Origin of the sequence: Shewanella sp. HL-SH5 (assembly GCF_051163755.1) — a bacterium.
Lineage (GTDB): Bacteria > Pseudomonadota > Gammaproteobacteria > Enterobacterales > Shewanellaceae > Shewanella > Shewanella glacialimarina.
In genome coordinates, this window is sequence record NZ_CP195038.1 from 4,087,913 (window position 1) to 4,105,269 (window position 17,357).

The 17,357-nt window shown below is 41.6% G+C and carries 14 protein-coding genes and 1 pseudogene; 5 read left to right on the forward strand and 10 right to left on the reverse strand.

Annotated elements, in window-relative coordinates; translation table 11 throughout:
- Positions 1-22 precede the first annotated feature (22 nt).
- Positions 23-1,450 (reverse strand): cytochrome c oxidase accessory protein CcoG, encoded by a 1,428-nt coding sequence (gene ccoG, locus ACRWQM_RS17945; RefSeq protein WP_434927701.1) that lies wholly within the window; start codon positions 1,448-1,450, stop codon positions 23-25.
- A gap of 77 nt (positions 1,451-1,527) precedes the next feature.
- Between ccoG and ACRWQM_RS17950 the strand changes: the two genes are divergently transcribed.
- The 3 genes from ACRWQM_RS17950 (at position 1,528) to ACRWQM_RS17960 (ending at position 3,236) form a co-directional block, all read left to right on the forward strand.
- Positions 1,528-1,878: a hypothetical protein gene (locus ACRWQM_RS17950; RefSeq protein ID WP_434930804.1), complete on the forward strand. Its 351-nt coding sequence runs from the start codon at positions 1,528-1,530 to the stop codon at positions 1,876-1,878.
- A gap of 84 nt (positions 1,879-1,962) precedes the next feature.
- Complete coding sequence (locus ACRWQM_RS17955; protein ID WP_434930805.1) at positions 1,963-2,865, forward strand: 1,4-dihydroxy-2-naphthoyl-CoA synthase; 903 nt, start codon at positions 1,963-1,965, stop codon at positions 2,863-2,865.
- 161 nt (positions 2,866-3,026) lie between these two features.
- On the forward strand, positions 3,027-3,236 hold the full coding sequence (locus tag ACRWQM_RS17960) for a DUF2061 domain-containing protein (RefSeq protein WP_434927698.1): 210 nt from the start codon (positions 3,027-3,029) through the stop codon (positions 3,234-3,236).
- A gap of 225 nt (positions 3,237-3,461) precedes the next feature.
- Here the strand turns inward: ACRWQM_RS17960 and ACRWQM_RS17965 are convergent, their stop codons facing one another.
- The 5 genes and pseudogenes from ACRWQM_RS17965 to ACRWQM_RS17985 all read right to left on the reverse strand — a co-directional run bounded on the left by ACRWQM_RS17965 (position 3,462) and on the right by ACRWQM_RS17985 (position 9,536).
- The gene (locus tag ACRWQM_RS17965) at positions 3,462-4,160 is read right to left on the reverse strand and encodes a FadR/GntR family transcriptional regulator (protein WP_434930806.1); all 699 of its coding nucleotides are present in this window, start codon (positions 4,158-4,160) and stop codon (positions 3,462-3,464) included.
- A 155-nt stretch (positions 4,161-4,315) separates the two neighbouring features.
- The gene (locus ACRWQM_RS17970) at positions 4,316-6,325 is read right to left on the reverse strand and encodes an alpha-amylase (RefSeq protein ID WP_434930807.1); all 2,010 of its coding nucleotides are present in this window, start codon (positions 6,323-6,325) and stop codon (positions 4,316-4,318) included.
- Between the two features lie 223 nt (positions 6,326-6,548).
- Positions 6,549-7,646: an ABC transporter permease gene (locus tag ACRWQM_RS17975; RefSeq protein ID WP_434930808.1), complete on the reverse strand. Its 1,098-nt coding sequence runs from the start codon at positions 7,644-7,646 to the stop codon at positions 6,549-6,551.
- A pseudogene (locus ACRWQM_RS17980) lies at positions 7,643-8,568 on the reverse strand (ABC transporter ATP-binding protein). Before ACRWQM_RS17980 ends, ACRWQM_RS17975 begins: the two are co-directional and overlap by 4 nt.
- 2 nt (positions 8,569-8,570) lie before the next feature.
- Positions 8,571-9,536, reverse strand: a complete 966-nt coding sequence (locus tag ACRWQM_RS17985) for an HlyD family secretion protein (RefSeq protein ID WP_434930809.1) — start codon at positions 9,534-9,536, stop codon at positions 8,571-8,573.
- A gap of 295 nt (positions 9,537-9,831) precedes the next feature.
- Between ACRWQM_RS17985 and ACRWQM_RS17990 the strand changes: the two genes are divergently transcribed.
- Together ACRWQM_RS17990 and ACRWQM_RS17995 are read left to right on the forward strand one after the other, a co-directional pair.
- Complete coding sequence (locus tag ACRWQM_RS17990; RefSeq protein WP_226412192.1) at positions 9,832-10,386, forward strand: carboxymuconolactone decarboxylase family protein; 555 nt, start codon at positions 9,832-9,834, stop codon at positions 10,384-10,386.
- Between the two features lie 146 nt (positions 10,387-10,532).
- Positions 10,533-11,186 carry a DsbA family oxidoreductase gene (locus ACRWQM_RS17995; protein ID WP_434930810.1) on the forward strand — a complete coding sequence of 218 codons (654 nt, stop codon included), beginning with the start codon at positions 10,533-10,535 and terminating at the stop codon, positions 11,184-11,186.
- A gap of 125 nt (positions 11,187-11,311) precedes the next feature.
- On the opposite strand, the gene ACRWQM_RS18000 is transcribed toward ACRWQM_RS17995, so the two are convergent.
- From ACRWQM_RS18000 to ACRWQM_RS18015, 4 genes are all read right to left on the reverse strand, one after another.
- A complete protein-coding gene (locus ACRWQM_RS18000; RefSeq protein ID WP_434930811.1) occupies positions 11,312-11,905 on the reverse strand; it encodes a TetR/AcrR family transcriptional regulator in 594 nt (197 codons plus the stop codon).
- A gap of 377 nt (positions 11,906-12,282) precedes the next feature.
- Positions 12,283-14,112: a glutamine--fructose-6-phosphate transaminase (isomerizing) gene (glmS, locus tag ACRWQM_RS18005; RefSeq protein ID WP_434930812.1), complete on the reverse strand. Its 1,830-nt coding sequence runs from the start codon at positions 14,110-14,112 to the stop codon at positions 12,283-12,285.
- A gap of 29 nt (positions 14,113-14,141) precedes the next feature.
- The gene (locus ACRWQM_RS18010) at positions 14,142-14,918 is read right to left on the reverse strand and encodes a DeoR/GlpR family DNA-binding transcription regulator (protein WP_434927691.1); all 777 of its coding nucleotides are present in this window, start codon (positions 14,916-14,918) and stop codon (positions 14,142-14,144) included.
- 140 nt (positions 14,919-15,058) lie between these two features.
- Positions 15,059-17,215, reverse strand: coding sequence for a TonB-dependent receptor (locus tag ACRWQM_RS18015; RefSeq protein WP_434930813.1), 2,157 nt, complete (start codon positions 17,213-17,215; stop codon positions 15,059-15,061).
- Positions 17,216-17,357: the final 142 nt, after the last annotated feature.

Consider the following 17,357-nt stretch of genomic DNA (forward strand, 5'->3'; position numbering starts at 1 on the left):
TTATGACTATTCTTACTGTTTTTTACTCACCGAAGAATCGTGTTTCTTGGGTTGTAATGACGGATTCACCATCTATTTCAGTTCGTACAACGATATTGATGTTGGTAACGCTACGTTTTAGCTCTACCGGGTCAATTGCTACACTAATAGGTAATGTTAGAATTTCACCTGCCGCAATACTGACATTGTCCAGTCCGATCCATCTTGCGTTATTAAGTCCTTCTACGCTTAGCTGGTAATCGTGCTTAGCCTCGGTCTTATTCAGTATTTTAATCGTGAAGGTGTTTTCTATTTCACCTCGATTGTTTTCACGGTAAAGGGCATTGCGATCACGGATAACATCCATTCGAACCGGCGCTATGGTTGCACTGGCGTAAACAAACAATAATATCATCACAGTTAATATAACGCCGTAACCAACTAACTTAGGACGCAGAACTGTCTCTTTTACGTTATCAAGCTTGTTTTCTGTGGTGTAGCTAATTAAGCCTTTAGCATATCCCATACGTTCCATGGTGTTGTCACATGCATCAATACATGCACCGCAGTTAATACACTCATATTGCAAGCCGTTACGGATATCGATTCCCGTTGGACAAACCTGAACGCAAAGATCGCAGTCAATACAATCTCCTAATCCCTTTTCCTTAGGATCATCTTTACGAGAACGAGGCCCGCGAGTTTCACCGCGCTTAGTGTCATAGCCAACAATATAGGTATTCTTATCAAACATTGCCGCTTGGAATCGCGCATAAGGACACATATGGATGCACATAATTTCACGCATCCATCCTGCATTACCGTATGTGGCTATGGTAAAGAAAATCACCCAGAAGTAGATGCTGCCATCGGCATTTAACGTAAGGACATCTATATACACTTCTCGTGTCGGCACAAAATAAGATACAAAGGTCATTGCGGTTAAGAGGGAGACGAATATCCATGCGCTATGTTTTGCGGTTTTACGCCAGACTTTATCGACACTCCATGGCATTTGATCTAACTTGATACGCTTATTACGTGCGCCTTCAAATTTCTCTTCAAACCAGATAAAGATAAACGTCCATACGGTCTGCGGGCAGGTATAACCACACCATACTCGACCGAGATAAGTGGTGACAAAGAATAATCCAAAGGCGGCAATCATAAAGACGGCGGCGAGTAGTGTTAGATCCTGTGGCCAGATAGTCAGACCAAACACATGAAACTTCTGCTCTGCAAGGTGAAACCATACCGCTTGTCGGTCGCCCCACTGGATCCATGGGAGAATAAGAAAGAACAACATAGTAACCCAGCCCATACGACGGCGAACTCTTGTCCAAAGTCCATCAACGGCGCGTACATATATACTATTGCTGGGATTAAAACGGTCGGCTTTGTTCGCATCAGGCTGATGAATCTTAATTCGATTTTGTTTCGAATAATCTTTGGGTTTCGATTCTATTGTCATTTTACGACCTTACTACATTAACATTACAAACAAACTGGAATAGTATATACCTTTCTAACATTAACTCGGACAAAAAAATGAGAGGTTGGATAGGTTTAGCCATCATAGGTGGCATTATTTATTACTTTGCAACAGAAACGAATAAGCTTGATGAGCCTATAGAATATGTGCAAACAATGTTTACTACTGCTGATAAAAAAGTGACTTCGATGACAGGCACAACAATTCAGCGGGTCGATCATAAAATTCCTATTATTAAAGAGAAAATTTATGAACGCTTGTCGACCATAGAAATTCGTGAACTTGATGGTGTGTTCATTGATAGCGACTCTATTGCAAAATTTAAAGAAGAGTATTGCTCAAGCTCAACGAGAAACCACCCGGTGTTTAGTCGGGATAACCTACGGTTCATTTGCGATCAGATATAGTTAACGCTTTTATGCTCGCTAGATTGACCTAGATATTAATACAGCATAGCCTTTGGATAATGGATTGAAAAAGGCTAACTTATAATGACACAACCGATTTCCGATATATTTGACCCAACACTTTGGGACTCTGTGAGTGGCTTCGACTTTGAAGACATCACTTATCACCGCGCCAAAGATCAAGGCACAGTGCGCATTGCCATCAATCGCCCAGATTGCCTTAACTCATTCCGCCCAAAAACTGTAGATGAACTCTTTATCGCTTTAGACCACGCCAGACAATGGTCAGATGTCGGCTGTGTGCTTATCACTGGCAATGGACCATCAGCAAAAGGTCAATACTCTTTTTGCGCAGGTGGAGATCAACGAATTCGCGGTAAAGACGGTTATAAATATGAAGGCGCTGAAGAAGGTAAGCCCGATGTCGCCCGCATGGGCCGTCTGCATATTTTAGAAGTGCAGCGGTTAATTCGATTTATGCCTAAAGTGGTTATTGCGGTTGTGCCCGGTTGGGCTGTTGGCGGTGGTCATAGTTTACATGTGGTTTGCGATTTAACATTAGCATCTAAAGAGCATGCTATTTTCAAGCAGACCGACCCTGATGTAGGCAGTTTTGACTCAGGTTATGGTAGCGCTTATTTAGCTAAGATGATTGGCCAGAAGCGCGCCCGTGAAATTTTCTTCTTGGGGTTTAATTACTCTGCAGAAGAAGCGGTTGATATGGGCATGGTTAACCGTGCTATTCCACATGCTGAGCTAGAAATAGAAGCCTTAGCATGGGCGAAGGAAATTAACGCTAAATCACCTACCGCAATGCGCATGCTCAAATATGGCTTTAATATGGCTGATGATGGCTTAGTTGGCCAGCAACTGTTTGCCGGTGAAGCAACTCGTTTAGCTTACGGCACAGAAGAAGCACAAGAAGGGCGCGATGCCTTTTTAGAAAAGCGCGACAAAGACTTTTCTAAATTTCCTTGGCATTATTAATTGTTTGACGATTCAATAAGTCTTTAAAAAGAGAATTATAAGCCTGCTTTGTCTCAGCAGGCTTATTGATTTAAAAAATCGATTAACCCAACTAATAAATTTAGCTTCCAATCATAAATGATAATCACTATCATTTAAACAAATCAATTGGGGGTCTTATCATGAAAAAAACAATGACATTTGCTGTACTGCATTTCTCTGTCGCATTTACGGTTACCTACCTACTCACTGGCAGTATTGTCATTGGTGGCGCAGTTGCATTAATCGAACCAGCTGTGAACACAGTGGTATTTTATTTTCACGATAAAATTTGGAACCGTATTGAAGCAAAGAAGTTAGCTCAAGAACTTGAGCTAACGCCTATCCATTAATCAACATTAGTCACTTAGTATGGCAACCTATCTATGACAACCCAGCTAGACACTCTAGTAATAGCAATATAAGAGTGCGCACCTATGTTTCAGCACAACACTCATATAAAGACGGGTTTACGATGTTGGCTTCAATATTTGAACTGCTTGCCTGATCAAATTGGTTTTAGGCTATTTTAGCCTCCCTTCTACACCAGAGTGGCAAACGTAGAGGAAGTTCAACCGTTATAATCTAGAATCAATTAACACTAATAACTCATCAATGATCTTAACCATAACTGTTTTGGCTAATTCAGGCTGGCGCATTCTTATCGCATTATAAACAGCTGCGTGATCTTCCACATTAGCCCCATTAACCCCTTTCATCTGGTTGGTATAACGCAAGCTCACCTTTAATGCAGTACTAGTAAAACCGGTCATTTGAATAAAAAAGCGATTATTACTAGAGCATAGAATATTTGCATGAAATAAAATATCGGCCTCAAGTGGGTCTTCAAGCCCCAACTCGGCATCCTTCATTCGCTGTAACGCTATACCTAAATGCTCTATCTGCTCAGCAGTTGCGTTCTTGGCAGCCAATGCTGCTGCTTCTGGCTCTAATGCTAAACGCATTTGCGTAAACTCTTTTAATAATGATAAAGAGGGTTTACTGCATAGTATCCAATGTAAGACATCAATATCAAACATATTCCATTGGCTTTCTGGCATCACTCTTATGCCCTGCTTTGGGCGAGAGGTAATCAAGCCTTTGGCCGACAACATCTTTACCGCTTCACGCGTTGAACTGCGGCTAACATCGTACTTAACACACAAATCAGCTTCTGAAGGCAACCCTTCTCCAATAGGATATTCCCCACTGACGATAGCAATACCAAGATCATGAGTAAGTTGATGGGTCAGATTTTGCCTAGGTATGCTTGCCATGCTGGTATGTCTTATTGATGTTTCACGAATACGTCACATCATACTATAAAGATCCTCTGCTTATTACTTAGTATGTGTAAATTCAGTCCAGAAAATTTGTTACCCATAAAAATGGCTAAAACGGGTGTTTTAGCCATTTTAATTACCCAAAGATCTTACAAGTTACCTATTTGTACGCCATTGCTATTAAAGTTAAATTGATTCACTTTACCGCATTGAGCGACATGATTACTTGAAGGGAATGGTGTGTTGGACTGACTGATATTGCTTTCCCATCCCTGGCCATTTTTGACGAACGCTTTAACCTCAAAGTATCCATTAACCGTTTTACTGCAATCCATATCCACATCTAACATCCAATAATGTTGTCCCCAGATGTTTAAAGGCTCTTCTCCGAAGCCATTATTAGCAACCGTTTGTTTAGCTCCCCAAGCTACTGGCCATAAATTGGTTGTCCAATCTAATGCAGAACCCGATGATTCAGGGCTTTGAGCAGCCTCAGGGCCATACCAATCTAGATAAGTATCGTTGGCTTTCCAAGGTGCTGTAGTGGTATTACGCAAGTTGTTATGTCTAATTGGAATGGCACATTCAAAATTGCTGCTGGTACAGGTTTTATATAGATTACTTGCCGCATAGGCGTGATCAATGCCACCACGCACAAACATATCCTGACCGCTTTGTGTTTGAGCTTGAATAAAAATAACCGTCCGCTTCCAATCAGGATTATTCACAGCATCACCTGTAATGAGCTTAGCACCTTGATGAATGGCAAACGCATCCCAAGCTCCAACATTAGCATTGATGGAGCCGTTATTATTAACAACAATCGTTTCGCCGCTGCATGATCGCTTGTCTTGAGCAATTTTGCCTTTTAGCACGTTACAATAAGTCCCTGGCGCCATAGATGTCGCTAACGTTGCGGTTAAATTTGAGTTTTCTTTATTAATAGCCACAAAACCTGAACTACCACGACCAAAAGCAATTTTATTGTTGCCGTTGTCCCACCAGTTTGTGGCCGTCCAATTATCAGCGGTGTTATTTCGAAAACTCACCCCACCAGCAATATAGCCCCAACGATGCTCACACTTCCAGTTGTTGCCAAAACATTCTAAATTGCCATTGTTATGAACCCTAACGCCAGGCGCGCCAACATCGGTATTGCCATTGAATGCATAACTCGACATCACTTTTGGGTAACCGTAGGGATAAGCCAGCATAAACACATTGGCTAAGTCATATAAGCGCCCGTCTTCAAACGTGATCACATTACCCGCGCCGCCGTGACCACGTTGATTGTCGTGATTATCGACAAAAACAACTGCAGAACTGCTGGCCATAAAACCCCAGCCTTCACCAAAGTTCTTTAAAGATGCTAAATTGCCATTACGGAATGTATTGCCTAACTGGGTTGAGTATTTAAACTCAGTCACCAAGCCCACACTGGTATATTCACTGGCACTAATGGCTTCACCACCTTGATCAATCACTTCTTGAAAAACCAAAGGTGTGCCATTTACCTTTGACATCACACCTTGAATATCTTCAACGGCCATGTGTTTAGAGGCATCAAAGCGAAAGCCTGCGACACCTATATTAGTCAAATCATTCAAAAAACCCGCAATCGTGGTTTGAACATAATTAGCACTGGTATTAAGATCAGTTAAACCAACAAGCTCACAGTTTTGAACCTCCCAACGGTTGTTGTAATCTTTAATCGCACATGTGTTATGAAAGTCCTGCGGGCTATATGCTGGGTAGCTTTTATTACCATAAGCACTGCCTGCGGTGCCTGTTCCACTGCCGCTAGCCATATGATTAATCACCGCATCAACATAGATATCTACATTAACCGCCTTACAGCGGCTAACCATATCAATAAACTGACCACGGTTACCTCCACGACTTTGTAGTAGATAGCTTACTGGCTGATAACGAGTCCACCACTGGCTACCTTGAATATGTTCGTTCGGTGGTGATACTTGCACCGCGGCATAACCATTTGGCCCCAAAAACTGTTCACATTCTTGAGCAATATCTTGCCAATTCCATTCGAAAAGATGAACAAATGTAGTCGGTTGTGGGTTGGCAAATACTGATGATGACATACACAAAGATAAACCTGTTGCTATGGCTACCTTAGTTAACGCGCGATTAGGATTCATGTTTAAGGCCTTTATTATTAGATTTTTATTGGAGTTAACAATTTGTTAACCCAAATCAGTATCGCCTAATAATCGAACAAATAAACACCTTGGAATATTGAATACGTATGCATAACGACTAAAGTAGCGTCAGCTAATGGCTAAAGTAAGCACACAAAATCATAGCCAGAAGGCTAATTCAAGCGGCTGAATAATAGCAATTTTAAATCATAACAGAGGTTATTTAATCTAATGTTTTCTTAAATCGAGCTGCTGCAACGAACAAACCGACCACTGTAAAACAAGCAAGCCACAGGGTATCGCGCCATAGGTCGATTAAATCAGCTTCTCGTAATACAACACCTCGAATTAAACGCATAAAGTGAGTTGCCGGAAGCGCTTCTGATATCCATTGTGCCGTTTCTGGCATACCTTCATACGGAAACATAAAACCAGACAATAATATTGAAGGTAATAAGATAAAGATGGTCATTTGCATGGCTTGTAATTGATTTTTAGCCAAGGTAGAAATCATTAACCCCAATGATAAACTGGCTGAAATAAACAATAGGGTACCGAATAATATCTGTGCAACTGACCCATTAATAGGCACATCAAATATCCAATGGCCTAACCCCAAAATGATAAACACCTGTATTAAGCCAACAAATATATAAGGAACAATTTTGGCTATCATCAGCTCCATTGGGCTAATTGGAGTGGTAATCAGTAGCTCTAAGTTACCTCGCTCCCGTTCACGTACTATGGCGGTGCTGGTAAACAGGATCATCGTCATGGTCAATATAATCCCTAACAAACCCGGCACAATATTCACCGCAGAGCGTCGGCTTGGATTATAAAACAACACAACTTCAAAGGTTTTAACGGTCTTAGGGCGTATGTCGAAATCAAAATCGGTTAACGGCATAGACTGTAGCGCTAAAATAGCTGAACTGATCATGGTGTCTGAGCCATCAACTATCCATTGACCTAACACTCTATTTTGCACCATTCGCTGAGTTAAATCCTGCGGAAGTATTAGCGCTGCACGCACAACTCCCTGTTTAATGGCTTGCTCAGCCTCTTCTGCGGTAGCAAAATGCCTAACAACGTTCACTACTTGAGTGACTTTAACAGACTCAGTTATCACCCGCCCCGCAGTACTCTGGCTTTGGTCGACAACTGCTATCGGTATTTGGCGAATGTCGGTATTAATGGCATAACCAAACAACAATAGCTGAATAAGCGGGATCATCACTACCATGCCAAAGGTAATCCGGTCCCTTGATAATTGACGGATCTCTTTCACCATTACCGCTTTTATTCGATAGAAAGACATCATTGGCGCCCCTCACCGGTAACACACACAAACACATCTTCTAAACTTGGACGAGCAAGATTCATTTCAGCTTGGGCAAGTTCAGGAAAAGTTGTTTTAAGCCATTGAATAGGATCGGCGATGTCTTGATAAATCAACACCCTTAAACGTACTCCTAGCTGCGCCGCTGATCGAACTGCTTTGGTTGCCAGTAGCTTTTTTTCAATGTACGTAGGTCTGGACTATTAACCTCGACAATATTAACGCCCATATCACGCATTAAAGCATCAGGTTCTCCGTCTGCACGAATAATACCTGATTCCATTACCGCCAAACGATGGCAACGTTCAGCTTCATCCATGTAATGGGTGGTGACTAAAATAGTGGTGCCTTGTGCTGATAACTCAAACAACTGCTCCCAAAACTCTCTTCTATTTTGCGGGTCAACCGCGGAAGTAGGTTCATCCAAAAAAAGTAACTCTGGGTTATGCATAGTGGCACACGCTAAAGATAAACGCTGACGCTGACCACCACTCATACCCGCGACCCTTTGTTGACGAATAGAATCTAACCCATAAGTCATTAGCTGCTCATTAATGCGTAGGCTTAACGCCTTACTGCTCATACCAAATATTTGCCCCATAAACTGCATGTTTTCTTGCACACTTAAATCATCATACAGGGAGAATTTTTGGGTCATGTAGCCAATTTTTAAGCGTAATGATTCTGCTTGCTTGGGCATGGATAAGCCCAATACGGTGATGTCACCCGATGTAGGGCTTAGCAAACCCGTTAGCACTCTTATCATGGTGGATTTACCGCAACCATTTGGGCCTAAAAAGCCGTAAATACAACCTTTAGGGACCCGTAAGGTGACGTTTTCGATAGCAGTGAAATCACCAAACTTTTTCACCACGTTGACTGCTTCAATAACGAATTCAGTCATGACTAATCTCCCGTTGAATTATTAATAATCAAGTCAACCTGGGCGGGGATACCCGAAGGAAATGTTGCCGCAGAGTCTTCTAAATCGACTTCGGCAAGGTACATTAACCGGGCGCGTTCATTCTCAGTCAAAGCGTAATAAGGGGTGAATGAGGCTTCATGAGATACCCAGCGTACTGTGCCAACTAATGTTTGTTCAACACCATCGACATGCACAGTGACCTTTAAGCCAGGAATAAAATGAATACGGTGCGGTGCAGGGACATATACCCTAGCGTAGGGCACGCTATTAGCCAACATCACTGCCACAACACTGTTTAGCGCCACTCGCTCACCTAAGTTATATGGCAAGTTATCTAGTATGCCATCGCGGGTGGCCACTATGGTTAACTCATCTAACTTCTGGGTTTGTAAAACAACTTCTGCTTGGCTAGCCGCTAATTCAGCTTTGGCTTGCTCGATGTCTTCAATACGCGATCCCGCGGTAAGCTTGCTAAACTCTTCCTTGGTCGAATTTAATGATGCCAGTGCTTTATCTCGACTGGCTAAAGCGCTGTCTAAATCAGATTGACTCACTAATTTACGGGCGATTAACTCTACCTGACGGCGATAATTTTTCTGTGCCTCAACAAACTGCGCATTAGCTTGAGCTACCTTAGCTTGTGCTGAGGCGATATCTTCAACCCGCTCGCCATTAGTCAGCTTTAGCAAAAAAGCCGTCGCTTTGGCCTTTTTGGCTATCGCATTAGCCAGGATAGCTTGCTGGTTTTTAGCATCTAATCGCACCAACACTTGCCCAGCTTCAACGATACTGCCTTCAATAACGGGCAACTCACGAATAATCTCATTCGAGGTGGCGGTAAATGTCACTCGATCACGCTCTAGCGTGCCAATAGCTTGTGGTACTGAGGTAGGAGAACAAGCTAGCTGCATGAATATAAAAAACATGCCTAGTATTATCAAACGCATTTATTTTCCTTAACTAAAATCACATACCCATTAGCAACTCATGGGTCGCTTAGAATATAAACCCTTGTAAAAAACCTTAAACATCAATGCATTACCGCACTTTGAGTTACACCAGCATCTCAAAAAAGGTTTATTAAATCTATTGATTTTGAATGAGTGACAAAAGTATTTGAACGATTGCTCAAATAAATCTTGAACGATCGTTCAAAAGATGTTTATATTATATCCATACTAAGCAAACAATGAAGTGATTAACCTATCACTTATTAGATAAACGACCTTTTTGGAGTGTCATATGAGCAAATTTACTATCCATAATTTAGAAACCGTTCCTGCAGAAAGCAAAGCCTTATTAGAACAATCTAAAAAAGCCTACGGTATGATCCCTAATCTTCATGGTGTGTTAGCCGAGTCTCCTGGCATTTTTGAAGCCTATCAAACATTACACACGCTATTTACCGAATCTTCATTTAATGCTGATGAATTAACCGTAGTATGGCAGACAATAAATGTTGAGCATGGTTGTACATACTGTGTACCGGCTCATACTGGCATAGCCGAAATGATGGAAGTAGACTCCGCATTGTCTGATGCATTAAGAAACCGTGAAGCCATGCCAAATGCCAAATTACAAGCACTTCACGACACGACATTACTTGTAGTACGTAACCGCGGAATATTGTCAGATACTGAAATGGAAGCATTCTTTGCGGCAGGTTATGGTCAACGTCAATTACTTGAAATCATATTAGGTTTATCGCAAAAAGTGATCAGCAATTATGTTAATCATCTTGCTCATACTCCTGTTGATGCGCCTTTTAAAAAATTCGCTTGGCAAAACAATAAGTAACTTAAACGAGCAAACTTATTCTGACACGCCACTTATTCTAAACTCAAAATAGGATGGATTTAAGTAAACAGAAGAGAGTGGGTCAATGACTTGCTCTCTTTTTCATTTATTGAAACATATAACGTCGCATTAAAGCAGGTGAAAATATGGCAGATAAAATTAAAATCGATATCATTTCCGATGTTGTTTGTCCGTGGTGTATCGTTGGATATGAAGGATTAAAACAAGCCATTAACGAGCTTGGTATTGAAGATAAAGTTGACATTGAATGGCAGCCGTTCGAACTTAACCCAGATATGCCACCAGAAGGTGAAGAACTGCGCGCGCATGTTGCCCGCAAATATGGCTCTAGTCGAGCAGACAGTGATCGTGCTCGAATCAACATTGCAGCCCGTGGCGCGGAATTTGGATTTAAGTTCAACTATGCTGATGACATGAAAATGGTCAACACGTTTGATGCCCACATCTTGTTAAATTATGCCAAAGGTTTTGGCAAACAAACCGAGCTTAAAATGCGTTTATTTGAAGCATTTTTTAGCGAACATAAAGATGTGTCAGACAGAGCTGTTCTTGCCAATGAACTGATCGCTGTGGGTTTGAATCCAAAAGAAGCAATACCGCTATTAGATAATGCAGAAGCTAGAGCACATATCACAGCAGACAAAAACCAATGGTTATCTGCAGGCATAAACTCTGTGCCAACAGTGGTATTTAATCGTACTAGTGCATTAAATGGTGCTCATCCTGTTGAGTCCTATAAGCAAGCGCTTAGCGAACTACTGGCCGAACAAAAAGCATAAATTAAAACTAACGACTTTAAAAGCCAAAATCCTTATTGGTTTTGGCTTTTTAATATTAAAGAAATAAGGATTACATTGATTAGTTTTTGTGTTGGTATTAGAGCACAGTAAATACCGTGAATACCTTATTTTTTAATGGCTAACGGTGGGTTACTGAATATCGCCTCGATAAAATCACCAATGGTATTGTCGTCACGATTTGCGTGGGCATATGTGCGAATACCAATAATTTGTACCTGTAAAAAACGTGCTAACGCTTGTGGCGTTTGTGCTGTATCTAACTCACCATTTTGTTGTGCTTGAGCCAATAAACTTGCAAACTCAGCTTCAACCATTACCAAAGACTCTTTTGCTTCTGCTAATAAGTCAGCATTATCTTCCGTTAGCTCTGCGACTGTTTTAACCAACATACACATGCCACTTGGCGCATTACCTTGGCTTAATACTGCACGTTCAACAAACAGCTTTAACGCCGCTAATGGAGAATGGGTATCAGCAATACACATATGAAGTTGAGCAACGCCACTTTTGACATAATGCTGTAATGCCGCTTTAAACAATCCCTCTTTACAGCCAAAACTAGCGTAAATACTGCCTGGGCGCATATCAACAACTTCTTGTAGATTACGCATAGAAGTAGCATGAAAGCCTTTTTCCCAATATAAATTGGCCGCTTTTTCAATAATATCTTCGCGATTAAATTTAGCAGGTTTACTCATTAGTTTATCTCTAGAAAAGCAAGGTAACGTTTTGAACGACCGCTCAATTATAGTCATGACACTTATTTTAGTCCAGCCGTTTAACGGTATTCTATTAACTGAAGCAATATTGCTATATTTGGCGATATTTAATTATGAGTTCATCGTGTGTTGCTATTGAGCCTCCCTTTTAGCCAACTAATAGGATGAAATCCTGCTAGTTGGCTATTTTTCTTTTAAATGAATATGTAGGCGAAGCGCTACTACTTACTTAGGCGGTAAAACAATCAGAACATCGGCAAAAAATAAAAAAAAGCAACTACTCTCAGAGTTAGTTGCTTTTATGTATCTGGTTAATAGGCATAATATGCAATATCAACCACTAGCAATAATGTTACTTATTCTACCGTAACCGATTTTGCCAAGTTACGTGGTTGATCCACGTCAGTACCTTTAATTAATGCCACGTGATATGACAATAACTGTAGTGGGATAGTGTAGATAAGTGGCGCCATAAACTCATCACAATGAGGCACTGGAATCACCTTCATGGTGTCGTCTGATTCAAACTCAGCGTCTTTGTCAGCAAACACATACATTAACCCGCCACGGGCACGTACTTCTTCAACATTTGATTTAAGCTTTTCAAGCAGTTCGTTGTTTGGCGCAACCACGATAACCGGCATATCAGCATCAATAAGTGCTAATGGGCCGTGTTTTAATTCGCCTGAGGCATAAGCTTCTGCATGAATGTATGATATTTCTTTTAGTTTTAACGCACCTTCCATTGCGATTGGGTACTGATCGCCACGGCCTAAAAATAGTGCATGGTGCTTGTCGGCAAAATCTTCTGCAAGCTGAGCAATTGCATCGTCCAAACCTAATGCTTGCTCTACTTTAGCTGGCATTGATAACAGACTTTGGGTGATGTTAGCTTGCATCTCATCTGACATACCGTTGTAACGACCAATCACAGCGGTAAGCATTAATAAACCGGCTAATTGCACGGTAAATGCTTTGGTTGAGGCTACGCCAATTTCAGCACCGGCTTTCATCATGTAAGCCATGTCAGATTCACGTACTAACGATGAACCACCTGAGTTACATATAGTTAAGGTTGCTTTGTAGCCCATTTCTTTAGCAAGGCGCATTGCTGCTAACGTGTCGGCGGTTTCGCCCGACTGTGAAATAGTCACTAATAAGCTGTTTGGAAATAAATGTGATTTGCGGTAACGAAACTCTGAAGCAATTTCAACATTACATGACACACCGGCCCAATCTTCTAACCAGTAACGTGCTGCCATACCTGCATGGTAACTAGTACCACAGGCGATAATTTGTACGTGTTTAATGTCTTTTAAGAACTCTGCGGCGTTGTCACCAAAGGCGCTGTCTAGTACTTGTTTGTTGGCGATGCGACCTTCTATAGTGCGCGCTAAAGCCATTGGTTGCTCGTAAATTTCTTTTAGCATGTAGTGACGGTATTCACCTTTATCACCTGCATCATGGGTCACTTCTGACTCTTTAACTTCACGCTTAACGGCATCGCCATTTAAGTCATAAATATTCACTTCACGACGCGTGACCTCTGCAACATCACCTTCTTCTAAGAAAGCAAAATTACGCGTTACCGGCAGTAGTGCAAGCTGGTCTGATGCGACAAAGTTTTCACCTATGCCATAACCGATAACAAGGGGACTGCCACTACGAGCCACAACCATGCGTTCGCTGTCGCGACGGTCAATAACCACTGTACCGTATGCACCTTCTAGCTGCTTAACGGTTGCTTGTACCGCTGATAATAACGTATTAGCCGTTTTAAGTTCATGGTGCACTAAATGGCAGATAACCTCTGTGTCTGTGTCTGATGAAAACACATATCCTAGCTCTTTCAGTTTTACACGTAGCTTGTTGTGGTTTTCAATAATACCGTTGTGTACAACGGCAATATCACCTTCAGATAAATGTGGGTGGGCATTACGTTCACTGGGTTCACCGTGGGTTGCCCAACGGGTGTGCGCAATACCAGTGCCTCCCGCTAATGGGGATTCATCTAATGCTGATGATAGCTCTTGTACTTTACCTAAGCGACGGGTGCGGCTTAACTCGTCATTATGGATAACCGCAACACCTGCACTGTCATAACCGCGATATTCTAAACGGCGTAGACCTTCAACTAAAATTTCTACTACATCTCTTTGCGCTACTGCGCCAACGATTCCACACATGATTATTTACCTATTGAGTAATTTAAAAATTAATTTGATTCGACATAGGACGCAAGTAACACTTTTACGCCCTGGTCTGTAATGGTTTGTAATGCCTCGGCTGAGATATGGTCATCGGTGACCAATACATTGATCTCGCTCCAAGGCAGTTCTAAATTTGGAATTCGGCGACCTATTTTTGATGATTCAAGCAAGACGATAACTTCACGAGACATTTCGGCCATCACTTTACTCAGCCCGGTTAGCTCATTAAACGTGGTGGTACCCCGCTCTAAATCTAAGCCGTCGGCACCGATAAATAGTTGGTCGAAGTTATATGAGCGTAAAACCTGTTCAGCTACCTGGCCCTGAAAAGACTCAGAATGCGGGTCCCATGTACCACCGGTCATCAATAATGTCGGTTCGTTTTCAAGTTCATGAATCGCATTGGCCAGCTGCAATGAGTTAGTCATTACCACTAAACCACGCAAGTTATTTAGCTGCTGCACAATACCTGTGGTAGTGCTACCACTATCAATAATAATTCGGTTGTGATCTTTAATCAGCGCGGCGGCGGTTTTAGCTATAGCCAGTTTATTGGGTGCTATTTTGGCACTAAATTGCTGAGTGACTTCGTCGGGCACTGCAATAGCGCCACCATAACGGCGTAGCAATAAGCCTGTTTTTTCTAAAGTAGCTAAATCCTTGCGAATGGTGACTTCCGATGTTTCAAAACGTAAAGACAACTCTTCAACACTGACTTCTCCTTGCTGATTAAGCAGGTTGATAATGCTGTGTCGACGTTGTTGGGTATTACGCTTATTCATAATGGGGTTTTCTTTCACTTAAGTTACGAAACGAAAGATATTTTAGCAACAAATGAAACTTTATCTAGACTTGTTGAAAGATAAATAACAAAAAAGCAGCGATAATCGCTGCTTTTTTACGTTTTGGGCGTTAACTAATATTAAAACTTAGCTTCTACCGCTAGGTTAAAGTTACGACCTTGACCTATGGTAACCATATTATATTGGCCACCTTCGATGTAATCGGTATCGAACAGGTTTTTTATGTTCGCACGAAAGCTAACATCTTTGCCCATCATATCCAGAGTGTATGCTGCACCCAAATCAAAACGGATATAATCATCTTTAGTGATAGTGTTATTAACATCAGCAAAACGCTCACCGACGTAGATTGCGCCAAAATTCATGGCAAAGCTCTCGGTCATTTCATAACGAGTCCAAATGTTGGCAGACCATTCAGGTGCATCGATAGGCGTATTACCTTCACGATTGTCGCCTGTATGATACTTAGCATCTAAAAACATCATAGAGGAGGTCATAAACCAACTTTCACTTAATTGGCCTTGGGCACCCATTTCAAAACCACGATGTTTTTGCTCGCCACCTTGAGTGGTAATGTCAGTAAACTTACCCGTTGGTGTAGGTAATGTCTCGGTAATGGTGATGTTTTCTAATGTTATATCAAAAACAGCTGCCGTTAATAGCAAGCTATCATCAAATAACTCCCACTTAGTGCCCACTTCATATTGGATACCATATTCAGGCTTTAGATCTAACCCATTGTTAACGTCAGATTCATTATTTACCGCGCCCTGTGGGCTGAAGCTTTTTGAATAGTTAACATAGATACTGCCATTATCTGCAGGAGCGTAAATTGCACCAAACTTAGGTGATACGGCATAGCTATTTTCACCTAGACCGTCTTTCTTTTGCTCGTCATAACGCACGCCTGCAAGTAATTTCCATTGCTCATTCAAGGTCATTAAGTCTTGTAGATAAAAGCCGTAGTATTTGTAAGTGCTCGCTGCTCGCGCTGCAACATTGTTATAGTCATAATCAGGCACAGCAACTGGCTGACCAGGAATAACATTGACTAATTTTTTACCGCCATCACGGCGTTGTTGATAAAAGTAATCCAGGTAGTTAGCACCAATCAGCAACTGATGTTGTATACCTGCTATATCAAATTCGCCAGTAAAGTCAGCATAAGCGGTTTTATGTTGCCAATCATCGTAGCGGTCAAATGGTTTGATGTTGTAACCATTAGCGGTAAATGGGTCTTCAACATACTGTGGAGCAGAATCAAAACGTTGACGATTAAACTGCTGCTCGTTATATCCCGTCTTCAATTTCCATGTGTCGTTGATATGCCAAGTTAAGTCTGCACCTAGATTTGATACCGTGTTGTCGGTAAATGCCCAAGGGGCATCCCATATAGTTTCGTTGTTACCAATAACATTACCTTGCTTGTCTAACCAGCCACCAGCATCTATACCCGCCTTATCTTGAGTATGGTCATATTTAAGTGACAACATAAGATCGTCGCTGAGGTCAAATTCGGTATTAATATAGCCTAACCAGCGATCGCGCTCCTGAGCTTCATCACTGGTAGAATACTCACGCCAATACTCAGTATCTTGCTTCACTAATACTGCGCGGTAGCGCATGGTCTGCGCTTCATTAAAACTGCCACCTGCATCTAATTGAAAACGAGTTGAACCGTTTTCATCGGTATCAAAACCTAGATCTAGCATGCTGTCGTAAGTTGGCTTTTTTGTCACCATGTTAACCAAGCCACCAGGGCCTGACTGACCATATAACATGCTTGAAGGGCCTTTTAATACTTCTACCTGCTGTAGCGTTTCAATAGGCTGCACATAGTGCGACCATTGCTGGTGGCCATTAATAAGGTAACCGTTACCTGAATCTAATTCAAAGCCACGGATACTAAACACTTGGCGGTTCCAGCGAGTTGTTCCTGCTGTAACACTTGAGTCATTTACTAAAACTTCAGTTAAGTTAGTAGCAAGCTGTTCATCGGTAACAAAATCGGGGATAACATTAACAGATTGCGGGGTGTCCATTAAGTCAATATTGCCACGCATAGCACCTGATGCTGAACCCACTTTGTAGTCGTTAAATGTCCGTCCAGTGACTTCTATACGTTCAATGTTTTTATGCGATGCGGCAGCTTGATCTGGAGAAACTTGCACTGAAGAAACTGATGTGGCTTGTTCTGCTTGAGCATCAAAGTGCACTGAATATGACAACAATCCCGTTGTAACGGCTATTGCTACTGCTGATAGTTTAGTTAACATTCATACCTCTATTTAGATGTTATACCGATTTAATGCAGGCATACTAAATGAGAATGATTATTATTAGCTAAAATTTACAGAATATTTACTTTATTTGTTGGAACTTACAAAAAAGCGATAAGTGCATCACACTTATCGCCAA

What these genes read in the sequence shown, in the direction of transcription:
- ACRWQM_RS17995 (WP_434930810.1), top strand. Translation starts at nt 10,533, where the DNA reads ATGGCAGATAAAATTAAAATCGATATCATTTCCGATGTTGTTTGTCCG.
- ACRWQM_RS17985 (WP_434930809.1), bottom strand. Translation starts at nt 9,536, where the DNA reads ATGCGTTTGATAATACTAGGCATGTTTTTTATATTCATGCAGCTAGCT.
- ACRWQM_RS17955 (WP_434930805.1), top strand. Translation starts at nt 1,963, where the DNA reads ATGACACAACCGATTTCCGATATATTTGACCCAACACTTTGGGACTCT.
- glmS (WP_434930812.1), bottom strand. Translation starts at nt 14,112, where the DNA reads ATGTGTGGAATCGTTGGCGCAGTAGCGCAAAGAGATGTAGTAGAAATT.
- ACRWQM_RS18015 (WP_434930813.1), bottom strand. Translation starts at nt 17,215, where the DNA reads ATGTTAACTAAACTATCAGCAGTAGCAATAGCCGTTACAACGGGATTG.
- ACRWQM_RS18000 (WP_434930811.1), bottom strand. Translation starts at nt 11,905, where the DNA reads ATGAGTAAACCTGCTAAATTTAATCGCGAAGATATTATTGAAAAAGCG.
- ACRWQM_RS17990 (WP_226412192.1), top strand. Translation starts at nt 9,832, where the DNA reads ATGAGCAAATTTACTATCCATAATTTAGAAACCGTTCCTGCAGAAAGC.
- ACRWQM_RS17950 (WP_434930804.1), top strand. Translation starts at nt 1,528, where the DNA reads ATGAGAGGTTGGATAGGTTTAGCCATCATAGGTGGCATTATTTATTAC.
- ACRWQM_RS17960 (WP_434927698.1), top strand. Translation starts at nt 3,027, where the DNA reads ATGAAAAAAACAATGACATTTGCTGTACTGCATTTCTCTGTCGCATTT.
- ACRWQM_RS17965 (WP_434930806.1), bottom strand. Translation starts at nt 4,160, where the DNA reads ATGGCAAGCATACCTAGGCAAAATCTGACCCATCAACTTACTCATGAT.
- ACRWQM_RS17975 (WP_434930808.1), bottom strand. Translation starts at nt 7,646, where the DNA reads ATGATGTCTTTCTATCGAATAAAAGCGGTAATGGTGAAAGAGATCCGT.
- ACRWQM_RS18010 (WP_434927691.1), bottom strand. Translation starts at nt 14,918, where the DNA reads ATGAATAAGCGTAATACCCAACAACGTCGACACAGCATTATCAACCTG.
- ccoG (WP_434927701.1), bottom strand. Translation starts at nt 1,450, where the DNA reads ATGACAATAGAATCGAAACCCAAAGATTATTCGAAACAAAATCGAATT.
- ACRWQM_RS17970 (WP_434930807.1), bottom strand. Translation starts at nt 6,325, where the DNA reads ATGAATCCTAATCGCGCGTTAACTAAGGTAGCCATAGCAACAGGTTTA.